This is a genomic window from Sphingomonas sp., from assembly GCF_031372575.1.
GTDB lineage: Bacteria > Pseudomonadota > Alphaproteobacteria > Sphingomonadales > Sphingomonadaceae > Sphingomicrobium.
Window position 1 is genome coordinate 1 of record NZ_JANMLM010000100.1, and the last position, 17,936, is coordinate 17,936.

Consider the following 17,936-nt stretch of genomic DNA (forward strand, 5'->3'; position numbering starts at 1 on the left):
TGGGTGAGCGACCAAGCAACAGGTCCAACTGCATTCCGACAAGTGCGACATTGTCGACCTTGCGACCCAAGCGGCGCGTAACTTCTTCCTGATTGAGCAGATCGGCGTCGGCGACGATCACAGTCCGGCCCTTTCCCAACGAGCAAGTCGCACCCGTTCCATCTGGTTCGACCCTACAGCTACTACCGAAATTGACCAGCTTGCCGGGTGAAACAAAGACCAGTTCGAAACCGTCGTAGATCACCTGCTTCGTGCCCAGTTTATCCGGCGCATCGAGCCGCAATCCCCAATGCGCCAGCAGCCCCGTATCCGCATAGGCCACCGGCAGCCGCATCCGGTCGCCCAGCGGTCGTTCGCTCGGCCATTCGAGCATCGGGTCGGCCAGCAGCAGCATCTTGCCCCCGCCCCGCACCCAGGCGTCGAGCGCCACCAATTCCTCCGCCGGCAGCGCGCGCGGCTGCACGGCGAGCAGGGTCGCGTGCGGCGGCAACTGGCTCGGCAAATCGATCGGTTTGAGCGTGTAATGCGCGCGCAAAAACACCGCTGCCTCGCCCGTGGCTGGCCCCGCCGTGAACCCTTCGTCGAACAGCAATGGCAGCGAGGTCATCACATAGAGTTGGGGCTTGGGTGCCGCGGTTTCCGCGCGACAGGCAGCCAGCGCCAGCAGCGCCGCCGCAATTGCAACCCTCATTGTGCGTTGTCGGTCGCAGCGTTGGCGGCAGAGGATTCGCCCGGCGCGGCACCGATTTCCGCCAGCGGCTCATTGGGTTCGGCCGGGGTCGCATTGGCGATCGCCTGGTTGGCGGCATTGGTCGGCGTATCGCCCCAATTGCTGATCGCCGCGCCGATCAGCACCAGCAGGAACACGAACGCCAGCCCGGACAACCCGATCCGGATACGCTGCATGCGCTCGTTGACCTCGGCCTTCGCCTCGGCAGCAACCTCGGCTTGTGCCTCGGCCGAGCCATCGTTTTGTGTGTCGGCTTGCGCCTCGATCCCCATCGCCATTGGCCGAACCTATGCCTCGCTTCGGCGCAATGCAATTCCTCCGCTTGACGCGCCGCAGCCAATTTACGAATACATTGCCATGAACAAGACCCTCACGATCGTTTTGGTTGCCGTCGCTGCGCTAGCCGGCTGCAACAAATCCACCCCTGCCGCCAATGAAGCCGCTGCCGCCGAGGCCAATGCCGCCGCTCAGGCCAATGTCGTGGCGGAAATGCCGGCGGCGATCGTCGCCAGCAAGATCTATCGCTGCAAGGATAATAGCGTCGTTTACATTGACTGGTTGGCCGGTGACACCACCGCCGATATTCGCTCCGAACAAGGAGGCGCCGCGACCGTGCTCAAGGCCGATGCCACCGGTGGCGCTTTGAAGGCCGAAGGTTACGCATTGATCGGTTTGCCGACCGCCAAAGTCGTCACGCTAACGCGTCCCGGCAAGGGCGAACAGGCTTGCAAAGCCTAAGCCCCCGAGCCTGACCAAAGCCCAAGAATCCCCGGCCGCCGCGCCGGGGGTTTTTTTATGCGCCCCTGACCGCTAGTGGCGCTGGCATGATCACCCCGCAAATAGTCGCCGACCACGGCCTCTCGACTGACGAATATGACCGCGTCCTGCACGCGCTCGGGCGTGAGCCGAACATGGTCGAGCTCGGCATCTTCTCGGTCATGTGGTCCGAGCATTGCAGCTACAAATCGTCGCGCTTCCATCTCAAGAAGCTCCCCACCGAAGCCCCGTGGGTAATCTGCGGCCCGGGCGAGAATGCCGGCGTGATCGACATTGGCGAAGGGCCGAACGGCACCAAATTGGCCGCCATCTTCAAGATGGAGAGCCACAACCATCCGAGCTACATCGAGCCGTATCAGGGCGCTGCGACCGGTGTCGGCGGAATCCTGCGTGACGTCTTCACCATGGGCGCCCGCCCGATTGCCAACCTCAATGCGTTGCGCTTCGGTCGACCCGACCATCCCAAGATGCGTCACCTGATCAGCGGCGTAGTCGCGGGGATCGGCGGCTATGGCAATTGCGTCGGCGTCCCCACGGTTGGCGGCGAGGTCAATTTCGACCCCGCCTACGATGGCAATATCCTGGTCAACGCGATGACCGTCGGGATCGCAGACCAGGATAAGATCTTCTATTCCGCCGCCACCGGAATCGGCAATCCGATCGTCTATGTCGGCTCCAAGACCGGCCGCGACGGAATCCACGGCGCGACCATGGCGAGCGCCGATTTCGATGAACATAGCGACGACAAGCGCCCGACGGTGCAGGTCGGCGATCCGTTCACCGAGAAATTGCTGATCGAAGCCTGCCTCGAGCTGATGGCGACCGACGCGATCGTCGCGATCCAGGATATGGGCGCCGCCGGTCTGACCTCGTCCAGCGTCGAAATGGCGAGCAAGGGCGGCGCGGGCATCCGCCTCGACATGAACAAGGTCCCGTGCCGCGAGACCGGCATGACCCCCTACGAAATGATGCTGTCCGAATCGCAGGAACGCATGCTGATCGTGCTCAAGCCCGGCCGCGAGCCCGAGGCCGAGGCGATCTTCCATAAGTGGGAGCTCGACTTCGCGGTCATCGGTGAAGTCACCGATACCGGCCACATGGTGTTGGAATTCAATGGCGAAGTGGTTTGCGACATCCCGCTCGGCCCGCTCGCCGACGATGCTCCGCTCTACGAACGCCCCTATCTGTCGCAGGACGAGTATAAGGCGTGGGCCAAGGTCGCGCCGTTGGCCGACATCCCCGAATCGACCGACATCGCCGCCGACCTCCTCAAGCTGATGGCCAGTCCCAACATCGCCAGCCGCCGCTGGATCTGGGAGCAATATGACAGCCAGGTCGGCGCGGACACTGTTCAGACCGGCGGCGACGCCGCAGTCGTCCGCATTCACGGCACCCGGCGCGCGCTGGCGATGACCACCGATTGCACCCCGCGTTATTGCTATGCCGACCCGGTCGAAGGCGGCAAACAAGCCATCGCCGAAGCCTATCGCAACCTGTGCGCCGTCGGCGCGCGCCCGCTGGCGGTCACCAATTGCCTCAACTTCGGCAACCCCCAGCGGCCCGAGATCATGGCGCAAATCGTCGGCTGCCTCGACGGCATGAGCCAGGCCTGCATCGCGCTCGACATGCCGATCGTCAGCGGCAACGTGTCGCTCTACAACGAGAGCAAGGCGACCGGCGGCGGAAGCGCGATATTGCCCACGCCGGCGATCGGCGCGGTCGGAATACTAGAGGATTGGGAGAAAAGCGCGACGATTGCGTTCAAGAAGGCTGGCGAGAGCATCGTCCTGATCTTCGGTAACAAGGCGGGCCACCTCGGGCAGTCGATGTGGCTAAGGGATATCTGTGGCCGGAGTGATGGACCGCCCCCACCAGTCGATCTGATATCAGAACGGCGAGTCGGAGAGTTCATCCGGGAGGGGATCTCATCCGGGGTCTTTACATCAATCCATGATGTCTCTGACGGTGGCTTTCTCGTGACCGTTGCGGAAATGAACTTGGCTGGCGGAATTGGCGCTTCAATCGCCTTGGGTGACGCGCAAGGAGCCACGGCATGGGCATTCGGCGAAGACCAGGCCTGTTATGTCGTAACGGTTCCCGACGGTCTTTCATTCGTCCGCGCCCATAATGCGCCCGGCGTAGCCCCTATCATCGTTGGCACAACCGGCGGGACTTCGCTCGCAATCGAATGCTCGGGCAAGGCAGTTGGCGACATCCCCCTCGCCACCCTCCGCGCCGCGCACGAAGACTTCTTCCCGGCCTTGATGTCGAACGAACTATAAAATACTTGCGAACGCTTCGCATTAGCGCTAAATCCGTCGCATGATCATCTGCTCTTGCAACGTGATTCGGGATTGCGATATCCGCGCCGCTGCGGGGCGTGGCTGCCGTGACGGCGAGTCCGCGTACCGCTCGATGGGGTGCGGATTCGTCTGCGGCGGGTGCCGGGAGCTGGCCGATGACATCGTAGATGAAGCCCGACGTCAGCCTGCCGCAGACGACCGCTGCGCCGCCTGACCGGCGACTTCCTTTGCCTTCGCGCTGACGCTAAAGCATGCCGCACCAAGGCAGGAGTCGCGGCATGAAGGGCAATCCCCGAATTATCGAATTGCTGAACGAGGCTCTCCGGGCGGAACTCACGGCAATCAACCAATATTGGCTGCATTACCGCCTGCTCGCCAACATGGGCGTCAAGAAGCTCGCCGACTTCGAACGCCACGAATCGATCGACGAGATGAAGCATGCGGACAAGTTTGCCGACCGCATCCTGTTCCTCGACGGTTTTCCCAATTTCCAGGCGCTCAACCCGTTGCGCATCGGCGAGGGGGTCGAGGAAATCCTCCGTGCCGATCTCGCCGCCGAACATGAGGCGGTGGAACTGTATCGCAACGCCGTCGGCGAATGCGAAGCGTTGAAGGATTACGTCAGCCGCGACCTGTTTGCCGAGGTGCTGAAGAATGAGGAAGAACATGTCGACTTCCTCGAAACCCAATTCGACCTGATCCGCCAGATCGGCATCCAGAATTATATCCAGCTGCAATCGGAAGCTGCTGAAGCTTGATGCCCGCCCACCGCGCGCTTCCCTACACTGCGCTCCCGGCGCTGACCGACGAGGCGCGCGTCGCTGAGGCGACCGCCTTCCGCGAGCACATCTCGACGCGCCGCACGTGCCGTATGTTCGCTCCCACCCCGGTCCCGCGCGCGGTGATCGAGAATGCGATCCTCGCCGCCGGCTCGGCCCCGTCGGGTGCCAATCATCAGCCATGGCATTTCGCGGTTGTCGAACGCGCCGACCTCAAGCATCGCATCCGCATCGAGGCGGAAAAAGAGGAAGCCGCTTTCTACGCCGGCAAGGCGGGCCAGGCATGGCTCGAGGCACTGGCCCCGCTCGGCACTGACAGCGACAAGGGCTTTCTCGATATTGCAACCTACCTCATCGTCGTGTTCGGCCAGCGCCGCGGCGGGATCGAGCCCGGCGCCGACAAGAAGAATTACTATGTCACCGAAAGCGTCGGCATCGCCTGCGGGCTGATGCTCGCGGCGCTCCATTCGGCCGGGCTCGCCACCCTGACCCACACGCCCTCGCCGATGGGCTTCCTGCGCGACATCTGCCGCCGCCCGGCGAGCGAGACCCCGGTCATGATCATCGTCGCTGGCCTGCCCGCCGCCGACGCCACCATTCCCGAATATGCAACGCGCAAGAAGCCGCTCGATCAAATCGCCAGCTGGCACTAACGTTCGATCGGGTAACGGGGGGATGGCAATGACGACAATCGCGGCAAGCAGCGCGAAGCACCGCATCGACACGCTCGACATCGTTCGCGGGATCGCGGTGATGGGCATCTTGGTGATGAACATAGCCGCCTTCGCAATGCCCTATCCGGCCTATGCCAACCCTGCCGCTTATGGTGGCGACAGCGGTGCCAACCTGGCCAGCTGGGTGTTCAACTTCATCCTGTTCGACGGCAAGATGCGCGGCTTGTTCTCGATCCTGTTCGGCGCCTCCACCCTATTGGTGATCGAGCGCGCCACCGACGCTGGTCGAAGCGCGGCGCGAACCCATTATGCGCGGATGATCGTCCTGCTCGGCTTCGGCCTGGTCCATTTCTACTTCATTTGGTGGGGCGACGTGCTGGTGCTCTACGCATTGTGCGGAATGCTGCTCTATTTGTTCCGCAACCGCAGCCCCCGCGCGCTTACCCGTTGGGCGATCGCTTTACTGTCGCTGTCGATCATTTCCTTCGCGGCGACCGGTCTGACCGCCACGCTCGCCGATCGTCCCGGCCTGCCAGCCGCCACAGCGCAAGGCTTTGCGGAAACCCGCACGGTCTTGTCGTCCGAGTTCGGCGCCGGCAGCCCCAAGGTCGACAGCGAACTCCGCCTTTACCGCTCCGACTATGCGTCCATCGTCGACTCGCGTCTCTCCGGTCGCCGGTGGGAGCCGTTCCAGTCGCTCCTCGGCTTCGGGCTAGAGACGGTCGGACTGATGCTGCTCGGCATGGCGCTGTTTCGCTCGGGCTTCCTCACTGGCGACCGCACCATTGCGCACTATCGAACATGGGCGATCCGCGCCGCGCTCATCGCCATCCCCCCGCTCGCTTTTCTCGCCTGGTGGCAGATCAGCGCCAATTTCGATGCGGTGCGCGTGTTTGTCGCCTTCCTTGCGCTGTCGGTGCCGTTCGATGTCCTGCTCGCGGTCGGCTGGGCGGCGGCGATCATCTGGTGGGTCAAGGTCGGGCCGATGCCGACACTCAAGGCCCGGGTCGCGGCGGCAGGGCGCATGGCGTTCACCAATTACCTCGCCACCTCGATCATCATGAGCAGCATTTTTTATGGCTACGGCCTTGGCCTGTTCGGCGCGGTTAGCCGCGCCGGCCTGTGGCCGTTCGTGCTGGGCATGTGGGGGCTGATCTTGCTGTGGTCCAAGCCGTGGCTCGACCGCTTCAACTACGGCCCGCTCGAATGGCTGTGGCGAAGCCTCGCCCGCGGCCAGGTCCAGCCAATGCGTAAGGCTTAGATCCGGCCGAATTCCTGGTTCGATGCGCGCCGTCCGAAGCCGCTCGGCTGGGCGCGGGTCATCAGCGGGTTGGTTGCCTTGTCGAACAATTCGACGGTGACGTTGAACATCCGGCGAAGCTCGACCACATCGGGAACCAATTCATCGGGAAAGCGGTGAGTCTCGATGCATGAGCGCGCGACATCCTCGATCCGTTCGGCGACTTCGGCCAGCGGATCGGCCCCGAACTGCTGCGATTCGCCTTTCAGCGTGTGCGCCGGGATGACCAAGGCAACCGTATCCTGCTCGCGCATGGCTTGCTCGATCTGGGCGACACTCTTGGCGCCATCTTCGCGGAAATAGCCCAGGATGCGGATGAAGCCGGGGCCAAGTTCAGCCCGCGATTTCTCGAAATGCACCCAGTCGACAATTCCGTCGCCGTCGTCCCGAAATGCGTCGTCGTCCACAGGCCCGCTCCGTTTGTCGCGCCGCATCGGCGCTGTCCCTCGCCCTTCGCTACGCCCGAAAGGGTAAAGAGCAGGTTATTTCGTCTGGTCGACGTACGGATTTTTCTGCGCCCGCATCGACAGCCGGAGCGGAACAGGGCCCAGCCCGAGATCGCGGCGCATCGAATTGAGCAAATAACGCTCATAGCTGGTCGGCAATTGGTCGACTCGCGATCCGAAGATGACAAAACTCGGCGGCCGCGTCTTAACCTGGGTGATGTAGCGCAATTTGATCCGCTTTCCGCCGGGCGCAGGCGGCGGGTTGGTCTCGACCGCGCGTTCGAACCAGCGATTGAGTTCACCGGTCCCGATCCGCCGCGACCATTGTTCGCGCACGTCAAAGGCCGCGCCAAGCAACTGGTCGATGCCCTTGCCGGTGATCGCCGATACGGTCAGCAACGGCACGCCCTTGAGCTGGCTCAACCCCTCCTCAAGCGCCGCCTTGACCCCGTTGAACAAGGCCGACGCGCCCTCGGCGACGTCCCATTTGTTCATCGCGATGACCAGGGCGCGGCCTTCATCAATCACCTGGCTGGCGATCTTGAGATCCTGCACCTCGAGCCCGCGAGTGGCATCGAGCAACAGCACCACCACTTCGGCGAAATCGATCGCCCGCTTGGTGTCCATCACCGAGAGCTTTTCGAGTTTATCCTCGACCTTGGCACGCTTGCGCAGCCCCGCGGTATCGATCAGACGAACCGCCCGCTCTTCCGTCGTCGCGGGGTCGTTCCAAAGCCATTCGATGCTGATCGAATCGCGCGTGATCCCGGCTTCGGGCCCGGTGATCATCCGCTCCTCGCCCAGCATCTTGTTGACCAAGGTCGACTTGCCCGCATTGGGCCGCCCGACGATCGCCAGCTTCAAGGGCCCGCCGTCGGGGTCTTCCTCCTCGGTCTCGGCAAATTCCTCGCGCTCGATATGCGGGCGAAGCGCCTCGAACAGATCGACCAGCCCTTCGCCATGCTCGGCCGAGATCGCGAACGGATCGCCCAGCCCGAGCTTATATGCCTCCAGCCGCCCGGCCTCGCCGCCGCGTCCTTCTGCCTTATTTGCAGCAACGATCACCGGCGTGTCTTCCGACCGCAGCCAGCGCCCGATTTCCTCGTCCATCGAGGTCAGGCCCTCGCGCGCGTCGATCAGGAACAAAGCCACATCGGCCTCGCGCACCGCCGCTTCGGTCTGCGCCCGCATCCGCCCCGGCAGCGACTTGGGGTCCTCATCCTCGAAACCCGCCGTATCCATCACGCGGAACTGAAGGCCGAGCAATTCGCCCTCACCCTCGCGCCGGTCGCGGGTCACGCCGGGGCGATCGTCGACCAGCGCGACGCGCTTGCCGACGAGACGATTGAACAGGGTCGACTTGCCGACATTGGGGCGGCCGACGATGGCGACAGTGGCTTGGGGCATGCGGCAGCGCTTGGCCGCTTGGCGCGTCGGGGTCAATATGAGGCGGTCGCCCGCCCCCTTGCGCATCGCCGCGCGACGACGCAGTCTCCCACCATATTTGGGGGGGAGAATTACCGATGGCTCATGTCACTGCCGGACGCCCGGTGCCGCGCTGGTTCGCGCTTGCGGCGCTTGCTGCACTGGCATGGGAAATGATCGGCTGCGTGATGTATCTGATGCAAGTGTCGGTCGATCCGGCCACGTTGCCGCTCGATCAGCGCGCGATGTGGGACGCGGCACCCACGTGGATGGTCGCGGCTTATGCGATTGCGGTTTGGGTCGGGCTGGTCGGTGCGATCTTCCTGCTAATGCGCCGCCGCCTCGCCCCGACCCTGCTGGCGATCTCGCTGATCGCGGTGGTCGTCCAATTCTCGGCCTTGCTGGTGGTGCCCGAACTGCGCAACCTGACCACCTCCAACGATCTGTTCCTGCCGTTCGTGATCCTGATCCTTGGCTACGCCATCTGGTACTTCGCCCGCACGTCGCGCCAAGCCGGATGGCTCCGCTAATGACGCCCGGATGGCTCCGCTGATGACGCCCGGCTGGCTACGCTGACCGGCGCTCGCTACAACCGTATCCATGTCCACCTTCACCATCGATAGCGGCACCAGCCGCGCCACCCCGACCCCCGTCCCCGGCAAGCGCATGACCGTCCCCGCGATCCGCGCGCGTAAGGTAAACGGCCTGACTGCCGAGCCGCTCGTCATGCTCACCGCTTACACCATGCGGATGGCGCAATTGCTCGATCCGCATTGCGAGATGCTGCTGGTCGGCGACAGCCTGGGGCAGGTGATCTACGGTCTACCCTCGACCGTGCCGGTGACGATGGAGATGATGTGCGCGCACGGTGCTGCGGTGGTGCGCGGGTCGTGGCACGCGCTGGTTGCGGTCGACATGCCGTTCGGCAGCTATGAGGGCTCGCCCGAGGCCGCCTTCGCCTCGGCCGCCCGGATCATGAAGGAAACCGGCTGCGCGGCGGTTAAGCTTGAGGGCGGCGCGGCGATGGCCGAGACGATCCACTTCCTCACCAATCGCGGCATTCCGGTGATCGGCCACGTCGGCCTCACCCCGCAGGCGGTCAATGTGCTCGGCGGCTATGGCGCGCGCGGCAAATCGGCCGACGAAGCCAAGAAGATCGTCGGCGACGCCAAGGCGGTGGCCGACGCTGGTGCATTCTGCGTGGTGGTCGAAGGTGTGATGGAAGGCATCGCCGACGACCTGACCAAGGCGGTTCCTATTCCCACCATCGGCATCGGTGCCTCGCCGAATTGCGACGGCCAGGTTTTGGTCACCGAAGATATGCTTGGCCTGTTCGAGCGCACCCCGCGGTTCGTCAAACGCTATGACGATCTCGCCGCGCGGATCACCACCGCCGCCACCACCTACCGCGAGGAAGTCCGCACCCGCGCCTTTCCGACCGTGGAACAAACCTATCGTCCAAAGGGGGAATGAGCATGCGTCCAATCATCGTCGTCATGTTGCTGGTTGATCTCGGTATCGTCCTCGCCACCGCGTTCGGGGTCGCCATGCGCAAGCCCACGCCTGAGCGCCTGCGCCCGATCTGGATCAGCTTTGCCGTCTCTTTACTGATCGGCGGATTGACCTCGCTCAACATCGCCAGCGATCATGACGGCCAACCCGGCGCCGACATTCTCGCCTTCGTCGGCCCGATGATGATCGGCATGGCAATCATGGGCGCGCTGATCGCCCTGCGCGAACGCCACGGCTCCGGCGCGGCACCGACCGCCTGAGGCCAGCCTTCCCCCTTTGCCTTTGCCGCCCACCACGCTAGAGCGTGCGCCGGCCAGCAAATGTTCATTTCCGGGTGGGGAAAGACGCTGGACACCCACCCAATGCACCCATGAGGCTCAATCTTGGCGACGACCCCCGACGACACCAGCGAAGCCTTCCTGCGCGAAGTCGACGAGAATCTGCGCCGCGACCGGGCGCAAGCGATGGCCCGGCGCTTCGGCCCGCTGATTGTTGGCGCTGTTCTGTTGTTGCTCGCCGCCGTCGGTGGCTGGATGTACTGGCAGGATCGCCAGGCCAAGGCCGCCGCGACCGATAGCGAGACGTTGAGCGACGCGATGAGTGACATCGCCGACAAGAAGAGCGCCGCCGCGGTCCCCAAGCTCGAGAAGCTGACGCAAAGTTCGTCCGACGGCATTGCGACCGAGGCCAAATTGACGCTGGCAGCGCAGGCAATCTCCGACAACCGTCGCCCCGCCGCAATCGCCATTTACCGTGCAATTGCCGCCGACGGCTCGGCCGCGCAGCCGTTCCGCGACATTGCCACGCTTCGCCTGACCGCGATGGAGTTTGATGCGATCAAGCCCGAGGAAGTCATCGCCCGGCTCGCGCCGCTCGCCAAGCCCGACAATCCGTGGTTCGGATCGGCCGGCGAGTTGACCGGGATGGCGATGATCAAGGCGGGCCGCAAGGCCGACGCTGGTCGGCTGTTCGCCGCCATTGCCGCCGACAAGAATGTACCGATCACGATCCGCAGCCGCGCAGCGCCGATGGCCGGCACCCTTGGGGTCGATGCCACTGGCTCGCTCCCCGCTCTTTCCCGCTAATCGCTTTCCGACAGGATGTGCTTTCATGAATAGCAACACTCGCAAGCTTGCCCTTCTGCTGGTCGCGACCGCGATGGTCACCGGCTGCAACCCGTTCAACAAGAAGGTCAGCAAGACCCCGGTGATCGGCGAGCGGATCGCGGTGCTGTCGGGGGAAAGCGACATCAGCGTCGATCCCGATACCGCCGCCATGCCATTCGCTATCCCCGGCGCGGTCGCCAATGAAGATTGGGCCCAGTCGGGCGGAAGCCCGTCCAAATCGATGGGCCATGTCGCGCTTGGCACCAGCCTTGGCACGGCGTGGACCGTGTCGATCGGTGCCGGCAGCGACAAGAAGGGCCGGTTGATCAGCGCGCCGGTCGTCGGTGGCGGCCGGGTCTACACCATCGACACCAACGGCACCGTCCGCGCCTTCGATGCCCGCACTGGCGGCGCGGTGTGGAGCGCAACTTTCGGCAAGATCGGCAAGGACAGCAATTATGGCGGCGGCGTCGCCTTCGACGATGGTAAGGTCTACGCCGCCAACGGCCTCGGCTATGTCGCCGCTCTGGACGCCGCGACCGGTGCCGCAAGCTGGACCGTCAAGCCCGGCAGCCTGCTGCGCGGTGCCCCGAGCGTCGCCGACGGCGCGGTCTATGTGATGAGCCAGGATAACCAGATTTACTCGATCAAGGCCGCCGACGGGGCGAGCAACTGGTCCAACGCGGCGGCGCTCGAAATCGCCGGCGTGTTCGGCTCGGCCTCCCCGGCGGTCGCACGCGGGACGGTGATTGCCGGCTTCTCGTCGGGCGAACTCAACGCCTATCGCTACGAAAATGGCCGCATCGTGTGGCAGGATGCCTTGTCGCGTACCTCGATCTCGACCAGCGTCGCATCCTTGTCCGATATCGACGCGGATCCGGTGGTCGACGGCAATCAGGTGTTCGCGGTTGGCAAAGGTGGCCGCATGGTCGCGCTCGAACTCAACAGCGGCCAGCGCATCTGGGAACAGAATGTCGCCGGCATCTCGACCCCGTGGGTCGCCGGCGACTGGGTGTTCGTAGTCACTGACGAGGCCAAGGTCGTCGCCATGGCCCGCGCTACCGGCAAGGTCCGCTGGATCAACCAACTGCCACGGTGGGACAATCCCAAGGGCAAGAAGGGGCTGATCTATTATTCGGGCCCGATCCTCGCCGGTGATCGCCTGATCCTGACCGGATCGAACGGCGTGTTGGTCAACATCAACCCCGACAATGGCAGCTTCCAGAGCCAGACCAACGTCGGCGCGGGCGTCAGCCTGCCGCCGGTCGTCGCCGGAAGCACGCTCTACATCCTCGACGACAAGGGCCGCCTGATCGCCTATCGCTAGGGCGGCAGGCCGCTAGCCCGGCTTGACCTTTCCCGAGCGGCAGCGGTCCGAGCAATATCTGACCTGGTCCCAGTCGCGCGCCCATTTCTTGCGCCAGGCAAACGGCAGGCCGCACGCCGCGCAGATCTTCGACGGCAAATTGGCCTTCTTGATCATTCTGGCCATGGTCGCATTATCCCCTGGCGTCGGCCGCTAGCAATGCGTTACGCGCAAGCGTTCGAATGTCGACCCGCGCTGCAAGCCGGGCGGCAAGCAAGGCGGTGCCGCTGATCTTGCGCTGGACGAACAGAATTTCGGCCGGCGGAACGTGCCACGCCGCTTTGTCCATCGCGATCGCCGCACCATTGTCGCGCAACGTCTCGACGAACCGACGATCGCCGAAATTAAACGGCCCCGGGCGATTGAGTTCGCCCAGGATGATGTCGATCATCACATCGACCCGCGCTTGATGCCGGTCGGCCGCGCCGCTGCCCAGAAACCCCGCCGCCACCGCCGCCTCGCGCATCGCCGGGCGATCACTGTCGAGCCCTGCTTCGATCAGCCGACGATACCCCCTGACGGTACCGTCAGCGATTGCGCGCGCGGCACCAAAATCGAGCAGCACCAATCGTCCGCTGTCGGGCTGGTAGCGATAATTGGCGAAATTAGGGTCGGTCTGCATCACTCCAAACTCGAACAATTCGCGCAGCACCAACCGGATCAGCGCGGTCATCACCGCGTCGCGTCGGTCCTGCGGCGCCCCTTGCAGCGATTCGATCGGGTCGCCCTCGATATAACTCATCGCCAACACGCTGCCGGTCGAAAACTCTGCATCAAGCACCGGCACGACGATCCCCGGATCATCCGCCAGCAATTTGCCGAACAGGCTCATCTGCGCGCCTTCGCGGGCGTAATCGGTCTCCTCCGCCAGCTGGCGTTTGGCCTCGGCCAGCAACGGCGCGACATCGAGTTCGCGCGGCAGCAGGCCGGACAGGCGCAGCAGCCCAGCAACATTGTCGACGTCGGCGTCGATGCTTTCGCGGACCCCCGGATATTGCACCTTGATCGCCAGCGTCCGACCGTCGTGGGTCATCGCCCGATGGACCTGGCCGATCGACGCGGCGGCGATCGGGCGCGGTTCGAAGCGCTGGAATCGCGTCCGCCAATCCTTGCCCCATTGCGCGGCAAGTACCTGCTGGAGCTGCTGCGGCGGCATGTGGTGTGCATTGTCGCGCAGCCGCGCCAGGACCTGGGTCAATTCCTCGGGTAGGAAATCACCCGCATCCATCGAGATCATCTGGCCAAGCTTCATCGCCGCGCCGCGCAGATGCGACAGGCGGTCGGCCAATTTGCCGACATTGCCCGGCGTCAGCAGCAAGTCGCCCATGCGCGGTCGTTCGCCCGCTGCCAGCCGCCGCGCACCTTCGCTCAGCATACCGCCGGCCACGCCGGCAGCTAACCGGCCAAACTGGCCAAAGCGTGCCACCCGCCCGCTCGGTACCGCGCGCTGGCGCGGCGCTCCCGGATCGTCGCTCACTTGCTCACCAGCCCATGCTTCCGGGGATGCCCTTGAACGGTCCGGCCAGGTCGCTGGTGATCCAGCCGCCGTAAAATGACCCCGGTTGCGGCACCACCGTCTCGCCATTGACCAAACAACGATCGAATGGTGCGGCGTAGAAAGCGACATGGTCGCGCAATAGTGCGAATGCCCGGCTCGGCTCGGGGTAACTCCAGCCGACGCGCGGCAGCACGACATCGCAGATCACGACGTCCCAATATACCGCCGATCCTTTCCATTCGCAGAATGAGCCGCCCCCTGCCCGGCGCAGCACACCGGGCGCGATCGCCTCGGGCGGAATATAATAGCTTGGCGGATGGCTGGTCTCGACCGTGCGCACGCTGGCCTTGGTGTCGGCAATGACCAGCCCGCAATGCTCGATCCGGACATGCGCGGCGCTTGGTTCGGCAATTGCGGGGCGCGGAAACGCCCACACGCTCTGCTGCCCCGGACCAACCAGGTCGGGCCGCGGCCTCACGCGGTGCGCCGATCGGCCAGCAGCCGCTGGAGCGTTGGCCGAACCCGCAGGAACATGACGTATAATCGCTCGAGCATCGCCAGCACCCACGGCGCGCGCGCTGCCAGCCCGATCGGTCGAAGCAAGGGGATTGCGCGCCACATTGCAGCGAAAGCAGCGGCACCCGACAGCAATCGCCCATCCTCGCTGGCATGAAAGCGCGCCAGCAAGTCGGCCGGCGCAATTGGGCATTCCGCCGCCGACTCCTCAGTCACATCGACGAACTTGATCGCGCCGCGCCGGTCGAGCCACCGCATCAGCGCAATCTCGCGCCGACACAGCGGACATCCGCCATCATGCCAGACAATCAGCTTGGTCATGCCACGCATATAGGAACGAAGTGGCACAGCGCACGGGGCGCTAGGCAAAAACCTTCTCGAATGCCCGCAGGAGCGCGGGAATCGCTGCCCCCGCCCTATCCGATCGGCCCGACCGACATCCCGCTGCGATAATTCATGACGACGTGGAGCCGCGTCGGCCCGCGTTGCACCGCGACGGCGGTCGCGGCAAAACTGGGCCGGCCGCCGAGAAGGCTCAATTTGGGGTTGCGCGAAAAGCCCGCGCCGTCGTTCCAGTCGCTTTTCTTGTTGGCATTGGCGTCATGCCGCACCGCGACCGAATATTGCCCCGTGGCGGGCAACGGCAAGCAAATGTCGAGGCTTCGCCGACCGCCCAAGGGCACATCGACCCGACCCGCCCACGCCCCCTTCTTGAGATATTTCGCCGCGCCCGGGCCATAGGCCTGGACTCGCACCTGCCCGGTGCCATTGCGCAAGCCAGCGACCTGCACTAGCACGGCGGGCGCGCCGCCGTTGGCGCAGGTCGGGTCATTCGGCCGCGATTCGCGCGGGTCGGCGACGGCGGGCACTGCGGCGATTACCATGATCAGGCCCAACGCCATGCTTTTGTTCGATATTTTCATGAGTCTCCACTAGAGATTGGACACTGAACCTCGGCTTAAAGCGCGATCGATCGACGATCGCTACCATCCGCTCCGGCAAACTGCCACAAGGCGGCGGGGGGAAATGGGGTGGAGCAGATTTTCGTGACCGCGAACGGGCTGCGCTTCGCCTGTTTGGCAGCGGGCGATCCCGCCGCGCCGCTTGCCCTCCTGCTCCACGGCTTTCCCGACAATGCGTGGACGTGGGAGCATCAATTCGCCCCGCTCGTTGCCGCCGACTATCGCGTCGTCGCCCCCTTCCTGCGCGGCTATCCACCAAGCGAGATCCCCGCCAACGCCTATTATGATGCCGCGACCCTGGCCGAGGATGTGCGCGGTCTGATCGAAGCATTGAGCCCCGGTCGCCCCGCCGTCCTGATCGGGCAGGATTGGGGCGCGGCGTTGAGCTACGGCTTCCTCGCGCTCCACCCCCATCTGGTCGCCCGCGCAACACTGATGGCGATCCCCCACCCCGCTGCAATGGCCGCCAGCCTCGCCGACCCCGATCAACTCAAGCGCGCCTTTCACTGGTGGTATTTCCAGCTGGAGGGGCTTGCCGACGCCCAGGTCCCCGCCGCCGATTACGCGCTGATCGATTATCTGTGGGCCGAATGGTCCCCCGGCCACGATGATGCCGCGCATATTGCCCGCATCAAGGCCATGCTCCGCCAGCCGGGCACCTTTACCGCCGCAATTTCCTATTATCGCGCTGCCTTCAGCCCAACCCACCGCGACCCCGCGCTCGAACCCTTGCGCGCCCGCCTCGGCAATCCGATCGCCGTCGCGACGCTTGCTTTATGCGGCAGCAAAGACCTTCGCGCTGCGCCGATGTCGCACCAGGCCGACCACTTCACCGGCGAGTATCGTTATGTCGAAGTCCCCGACGCCGGCCACTTCCTCCACCGCGAACAACCGGCCTCCGTCAACGCACTGATCCTCGACTGGCTGGCGCGGGAAGCTTAATCCGTCAACCGCCGCCGGAACGTCTCGGGCAGGAACATCAGACCGGCGACCAGGGTGATCAGCGCCACCACGACCGGGTACCACAGGCCGTAATAAATATTCCCGGTCGCGGCGACCATCGCGAAGGCGGTGGTCGGCAGGAAGCCGCCGAACCAGCCGTTGCCGATATGATAGGGCAGGCTCATCGAGGTGTAGCGGATCCGCGTCGGGAACAATTCGACCAGCAGCGCCGCGATCGGCCCGTAAACCATCGTCACATACAGCGCGAGCAGGAACAATATCCCGACCACGCGGGGCTTGTCGATACCTTGCGGATCGGCCTTGGCGGGATAGCCCGCATCGGCCACGGCCGCGCTGAGCCGCTTGCCGTAAGTGGCGAGATCGCCAACCGCGACCGTGCGATCGCCGATCGTCACCGCGCCCGCGCCGGCCGCCGCATTGCCATAGGAAATGCCGGCCTTGGCCAGCGTCGATTTGGCGATGTCGCACGCGCTGCGGTCGAACTTGGTCTTGCCGATCGGGTCGAACTGCAGCGAGCAGGTCGCTGGATCGGCATGGACCGTCACCGGGGCGCTCGCCTGCGCCCGCGCCAGCGCCGGATTGGCGGCGGCGGTGAGCGCCCCGAACAACGGGAAATAGGTCAATGCCGCCAGCGCGCAGCCGGCCATGATGATCGGCTTGCGCCCGATCTTGTCCGACAGCCAGCCGAACAGGATGAAGAATGGAGTCGCCAGCGCCAGCGCAATCGCGATCAAGATGTTGGTGGTCGCACCATCGACCTTGAGCGTCTTCTCGAGGAAGAAGAGCGCGTAGAATTGCCCGGTGTACCAGACCACCGCCTGCCCCGCGACCGCACCCACCAGCGCGATGATCACGATTTTGGCATTGCCCCAGCGTGCAAATGCTTCGGTCAGCGGCGCGGTCGATCCCTCGCCCGCATCCTTCATCGCGCGGAACACCGGGCTTTCCTCAAGTTTCATCCGGATATACAGCGACACCGCCAGCAGCACGATCGAGATCAGGAACGGGATCCGCCAGCCCCACTCGGCGAACGCCGCCTCGCCCAGCCAGGTGCGGATGCCGATCACCACCAGCAACGCCGCGAACAGCCCGAGCGTCGCGGTGGTCTGGATGAAGCTGGTATACAGCCCGCGTTTGCCGTCGGGCGCATGCTCGGCGACATAGGTCGCCGCCCCTCCATATTCGCCGCCCAGCGCGAGGCCCTGCAGCAGCCTCAGTGCAACCAAAGCGATCGGCGCCGCAATCCCGATCGAGGCGTAGCTCGGCAGCAGCCCGACGACGAAGGTCGACAGGCCCATGATGCCCATCGTCACCAGGAACGTATTCTTGCGCCCGACCAAATCGCCGATCCGCCCAAACAGTAACGCCCCGAACGGCCGCACCGCAAAGCCGGCGGCAAAAGCGGCGAGCGCGAAGATGAACCCCGTCGTCTCGTCCACCCCGCTGAAGAATTGCGCCGAAATGACCGTCGCCAGCAGCCCGTAGAGGTAGAAATCATACCATTCGAACACCGTGCCCAGCGACGAGGCGAGGATGACACGCTTCTCCGTCGCGCTCGCTGCGTGGTGCTTGGGCAGGG

At 64.5% G+C, this 17,936-nt stretch carries 21 protein-coding genes and 1 pseudogene; 12 read left to right on the forward strand and 10 right to left on the reverse strand.

Going from position 1 to position 17,936, the window contains the following annotated elements; genetic code table 11:
* Both RMN73_RS09945 and RMN73_RS09950 read right to left on the reverse strand, forming a co-directional pair.
* Positions 1-691 (reverse strand): annotated as a pseudogene (locus RMN73_RS09945) (hypothetical protein); the annotation flags it as partial.
* Entirely contained in the window at positions 688-1,008 is a 321-nt protein-coding gene (locus RMN73_RS09950) for a hypothetical protein (RefSeq protein ID WP_309603170.1), read from the reverse strand. The pseudogene RMN73_RS09945 and the gene RMN73_RS09950, both read right to left, overlap by 4 nt.
* 79 nt (positions 1,009-1,087) lie before the next feature.
* Here RMN73_RS09950 and RMN73_RS09955 point away from each other — a divergent pair, with 79 nt between their 5' ends.
* From RMN73_RS09955 to RMN73_RS09980, 6 genes are all read left to right on the forward strand, one after another.
* Entirely contained in the window at positions 1,088-1,468 is a 381-nt protein-coding gene (locus RMN73_RS09955; RefSeq protein ID WP_309603171.1) for a hypothetical protein, read from the forward strand.
* A gap of 86 nt (positions 1,469-1,554) precedes the next feature.
* A complete protein-coding gene (gene purL / locus RMN73_RS09960; protein ID WP_309603172.1) occupies positions 1,555-3,789 on the forward strand; it encodes a phosphoribosylformylglycinamidine synthase subunit PurL in 2,235 nt (744 codons plus the stop codon).
* 40 nt (positions 3,790-3,829) lie between these two features.
* A complete protein-coding gene (locus tag RMN73_RS09965; RefSeq protein ID WP_309603173.1) occupies positions 3,830-4,024 on the forward strand; it encodes a (2Fe-2S)-binding protein in 195 nt (64 codons plus the stop codon).
* Positions 4,025-4,088: 64 nt separating this feature from the next.
* Complete coding sequence (gene bfr, locus RMN73_RS09970; RefSeq protein ID WP_309603174.1) at positions 4,089-4,568, forward strand: bacterioferritin; 480 nt, start codon at positions 4,089-4,091, stop codon at positions 4,566-4,568.
* Positions 4,568-5,242: a nitroreductase family protein gene (locus RMN73_RS09975; protein ID WP_309603175.1), complete on the forward strand. Its 675-nt coding sequence runs from the start codon at positions 4,568-4,570 to the stop codon at positions 5,240-5,242. The genes bfr and RMN73_RS09975 overlap by 1 nt, the downstream gene beginning before the upstream one ends.
* 28 nt (positions 5,243-5,270) lie before the next feature.
* Positions 5,271-6,524: a DUF418 domain-containing protein gene (locus tag RMN73_RS09980; protein ID WP_309603176.1), complete on the forward strand. Its 1,254-nt coding sequence runs from the start codon at positions 5,271-5,273 to the stop codon at positions 6,522-6,524.
* Here the strand turns inward: RMN73_RS09980 and RMN73_RS09985 are convergent.
* Both RMN73_RS09985 and der read right to left on the reverse strand, forming a co-directional pair.
* Positions 6,521-6,970 carry an Hpt domain-containing protein gene (locus RMN73_RS09985; protein ID WP_309603177.1) on the reverse strand — a complete coding sequence of 150 codons (450 nt, stop codon included), beginning with the start codon at positions 6,968-6,970 and terminating at the stop codon, positions 6,521-6,523. The two genes, RMN73_RS09980 and RMN73_RS09985, sit on opposite strands and share 4 nt — an antisense overlap.
* A gap of 75 nt (positions 6,971-7,045) precedes the next feature.
* Entirely contained in the window at positions 7,046-8,416 is a 1,371-nt protein-coding gene (gene der / locus RMN73_RS09990; RefSeq protein WP_309603178.1) for a ribosome biogenesis GTPase Der, read from the reverse strand.
* A gap of 116 nt (positions 8,417-8,532) precedes the next feature.
* On the opposite strand from der, the gene RMN73_RS09995 reads away from it, so the two are divergent.
* From RMN73_RS09995 to RMN73_RS10015, 5 genes are all read left to right on the forward strand, one after another.
* A complete protein-coding gene (locus tag RMN73_RS09995; protein WP_309603179.1) occupies positions 8,533-8,964 on the forward strand; it encodes a hypothetical protein in 432 nt (143 codons plus the stop codon).
* A gap of 70 nt (positions 8,965-9,034) precedes the next feature.
* Positions 9,035-9,907 (forward strand): 3-methyl-2-oxobutanoate hydroxymethyltransferase, encoded by an 873-nt coding sequence (gene panB / locus RMN73_RS10000; protein WP_309603180.1) that lies wholly within the window; start codon positions 9,035-9,037, stop codon positions 9,905-9,907.
* 2 nt (positions 9,908-9,909) lie between these two features.
* Positions 9,910-10,206, forward strand: coding sequence for a hypothetical protein (locus RMN73_RS10005; RefSeq protein WP_309603181.1), 297 nt, complete (start codon positions 9,910-9,912; stop codon positions 10,204-10,206).
* Positions 10,207-10,329: 123 nt separating this feature from the next.
* Positions 10,330-11,031 carry a tetratricopeptide repeat protein gene (locus RMN73_RS10010; protein WP_309603182.1) on the forward strand — a complete coding sequence of 234 codons (702 nt, stop codon included), beginning with the start codon at positions 10,330-10,332 and terminating at the stop codon, positions 11,029-11,031.
* Between the two features lie 25 nt (positions 11,032-11,056).
* Entirely contained in the window at positions 11,057-12,379 is a 1,323-nt protein-coding gene (locus RMN73_RS10015; RefSeq protein ID WP_309603183.1) for a PQQ-binding-like beta-propeller repeat protein, read from the forward strand.
* A 12-nt stretch (positions 12,380-12,391) separates the two neighbouring features.
* Here the strand turns inward: RMN73_RS10015 and RMN73_RS10020 are convergent, their stop codons facing one another.
* From RMN73_RS10020 to RMN73_RS10040, 5 genes are all read right to left on the reverse strand, one after another.
* Positions 12,392-12,544, reverse strand: a complete 153-nt coding sequence (locus tag RMN73_RS10020) for a DUF2256 domain-containing protein (RefSeq protein ID WP_309603184.1) — start codon at positions 12,542-12,544, stop codon at positions 12,392-12,394.
* 7 nt (positions 12,545-12,551) lie between these two features.
* A complete protein-coding gene (locus RMN73_RS10025; RefSeq protein ID WP_309603185.1) occupies positions 12,552-13,895 on the reverse strand; it encodes an AarF/ABC1/UbiB kinase family protein in 1,344 nt (447 codons plus the stop codon).
* Positions 13,896-13,899: 4 nt separating this feature from the next.
* Positions 13,900-14,394, reverse strand: a complete 495-nt coding sequence (locus RMN73_RS10030) for a DUF427 domain-containing protein (protein ID WP_309603186.1) — start codon at positions 14,392-14,394, stop codon at positions 13,900-13,902.
* Entirely contained in the window at positions 14,391-14,753 is a 363-nt protein-coding gene (locus tag RMN73_RS10035) for a DUF393 domain-containing protein (RefSeq protein ID WP_309603190.1), read from the reverse strand. Before RMN73_RS10035 ends, RMN73_RS10030 begins: the two co-directional genes overlap by 4 nt.
* A 95-nt stretch (positions 14,754-14,848) precedes the next feature.
* A complete protein-coding gene (locus RMN73_RS10040; protein ID WP_309603187.1) occupies positions 14,849-15,355 on the reverse strand; it encodes a DUF2141 domain-containing protein in 507 nt (168 codons plus the stop codon).
* Between the two features lie 108 nt (positions 15,356-15,463).
* On the opposite strand from RMN73_RS10040, the gene RMN73_RS10045 reads away from it, so the two are divergent.
* Complete coding sequence (locus RMN73_RS10045) at positions 15,464-16,336, forward strand: alpha/beta hydrolase (protein ID WP_309603188.1); 873 nt, start codon at positions 15,464-15,466, stop codon at positions 16,334-16,336.
* Here RMN73_RS10045 and RMN73_RS10050 read toward each other — a convergent pair.
* A complete protein-coding gene (locus tag RMN73_RS10050) occupies positions 16,333-17,934 on the reverse strand; it encodes an MFS transporter (RefSeq protein ID WP_309603189.1) in 1,602 nt (533 codons plus the stop codon). The genes RMN73_RS10045 and RMN73_RS10050 overlap by 4 nt on opposite strands.
* Between the last annotated feature and the right edge of the window lie 2 nt (positions 17,935-17,936).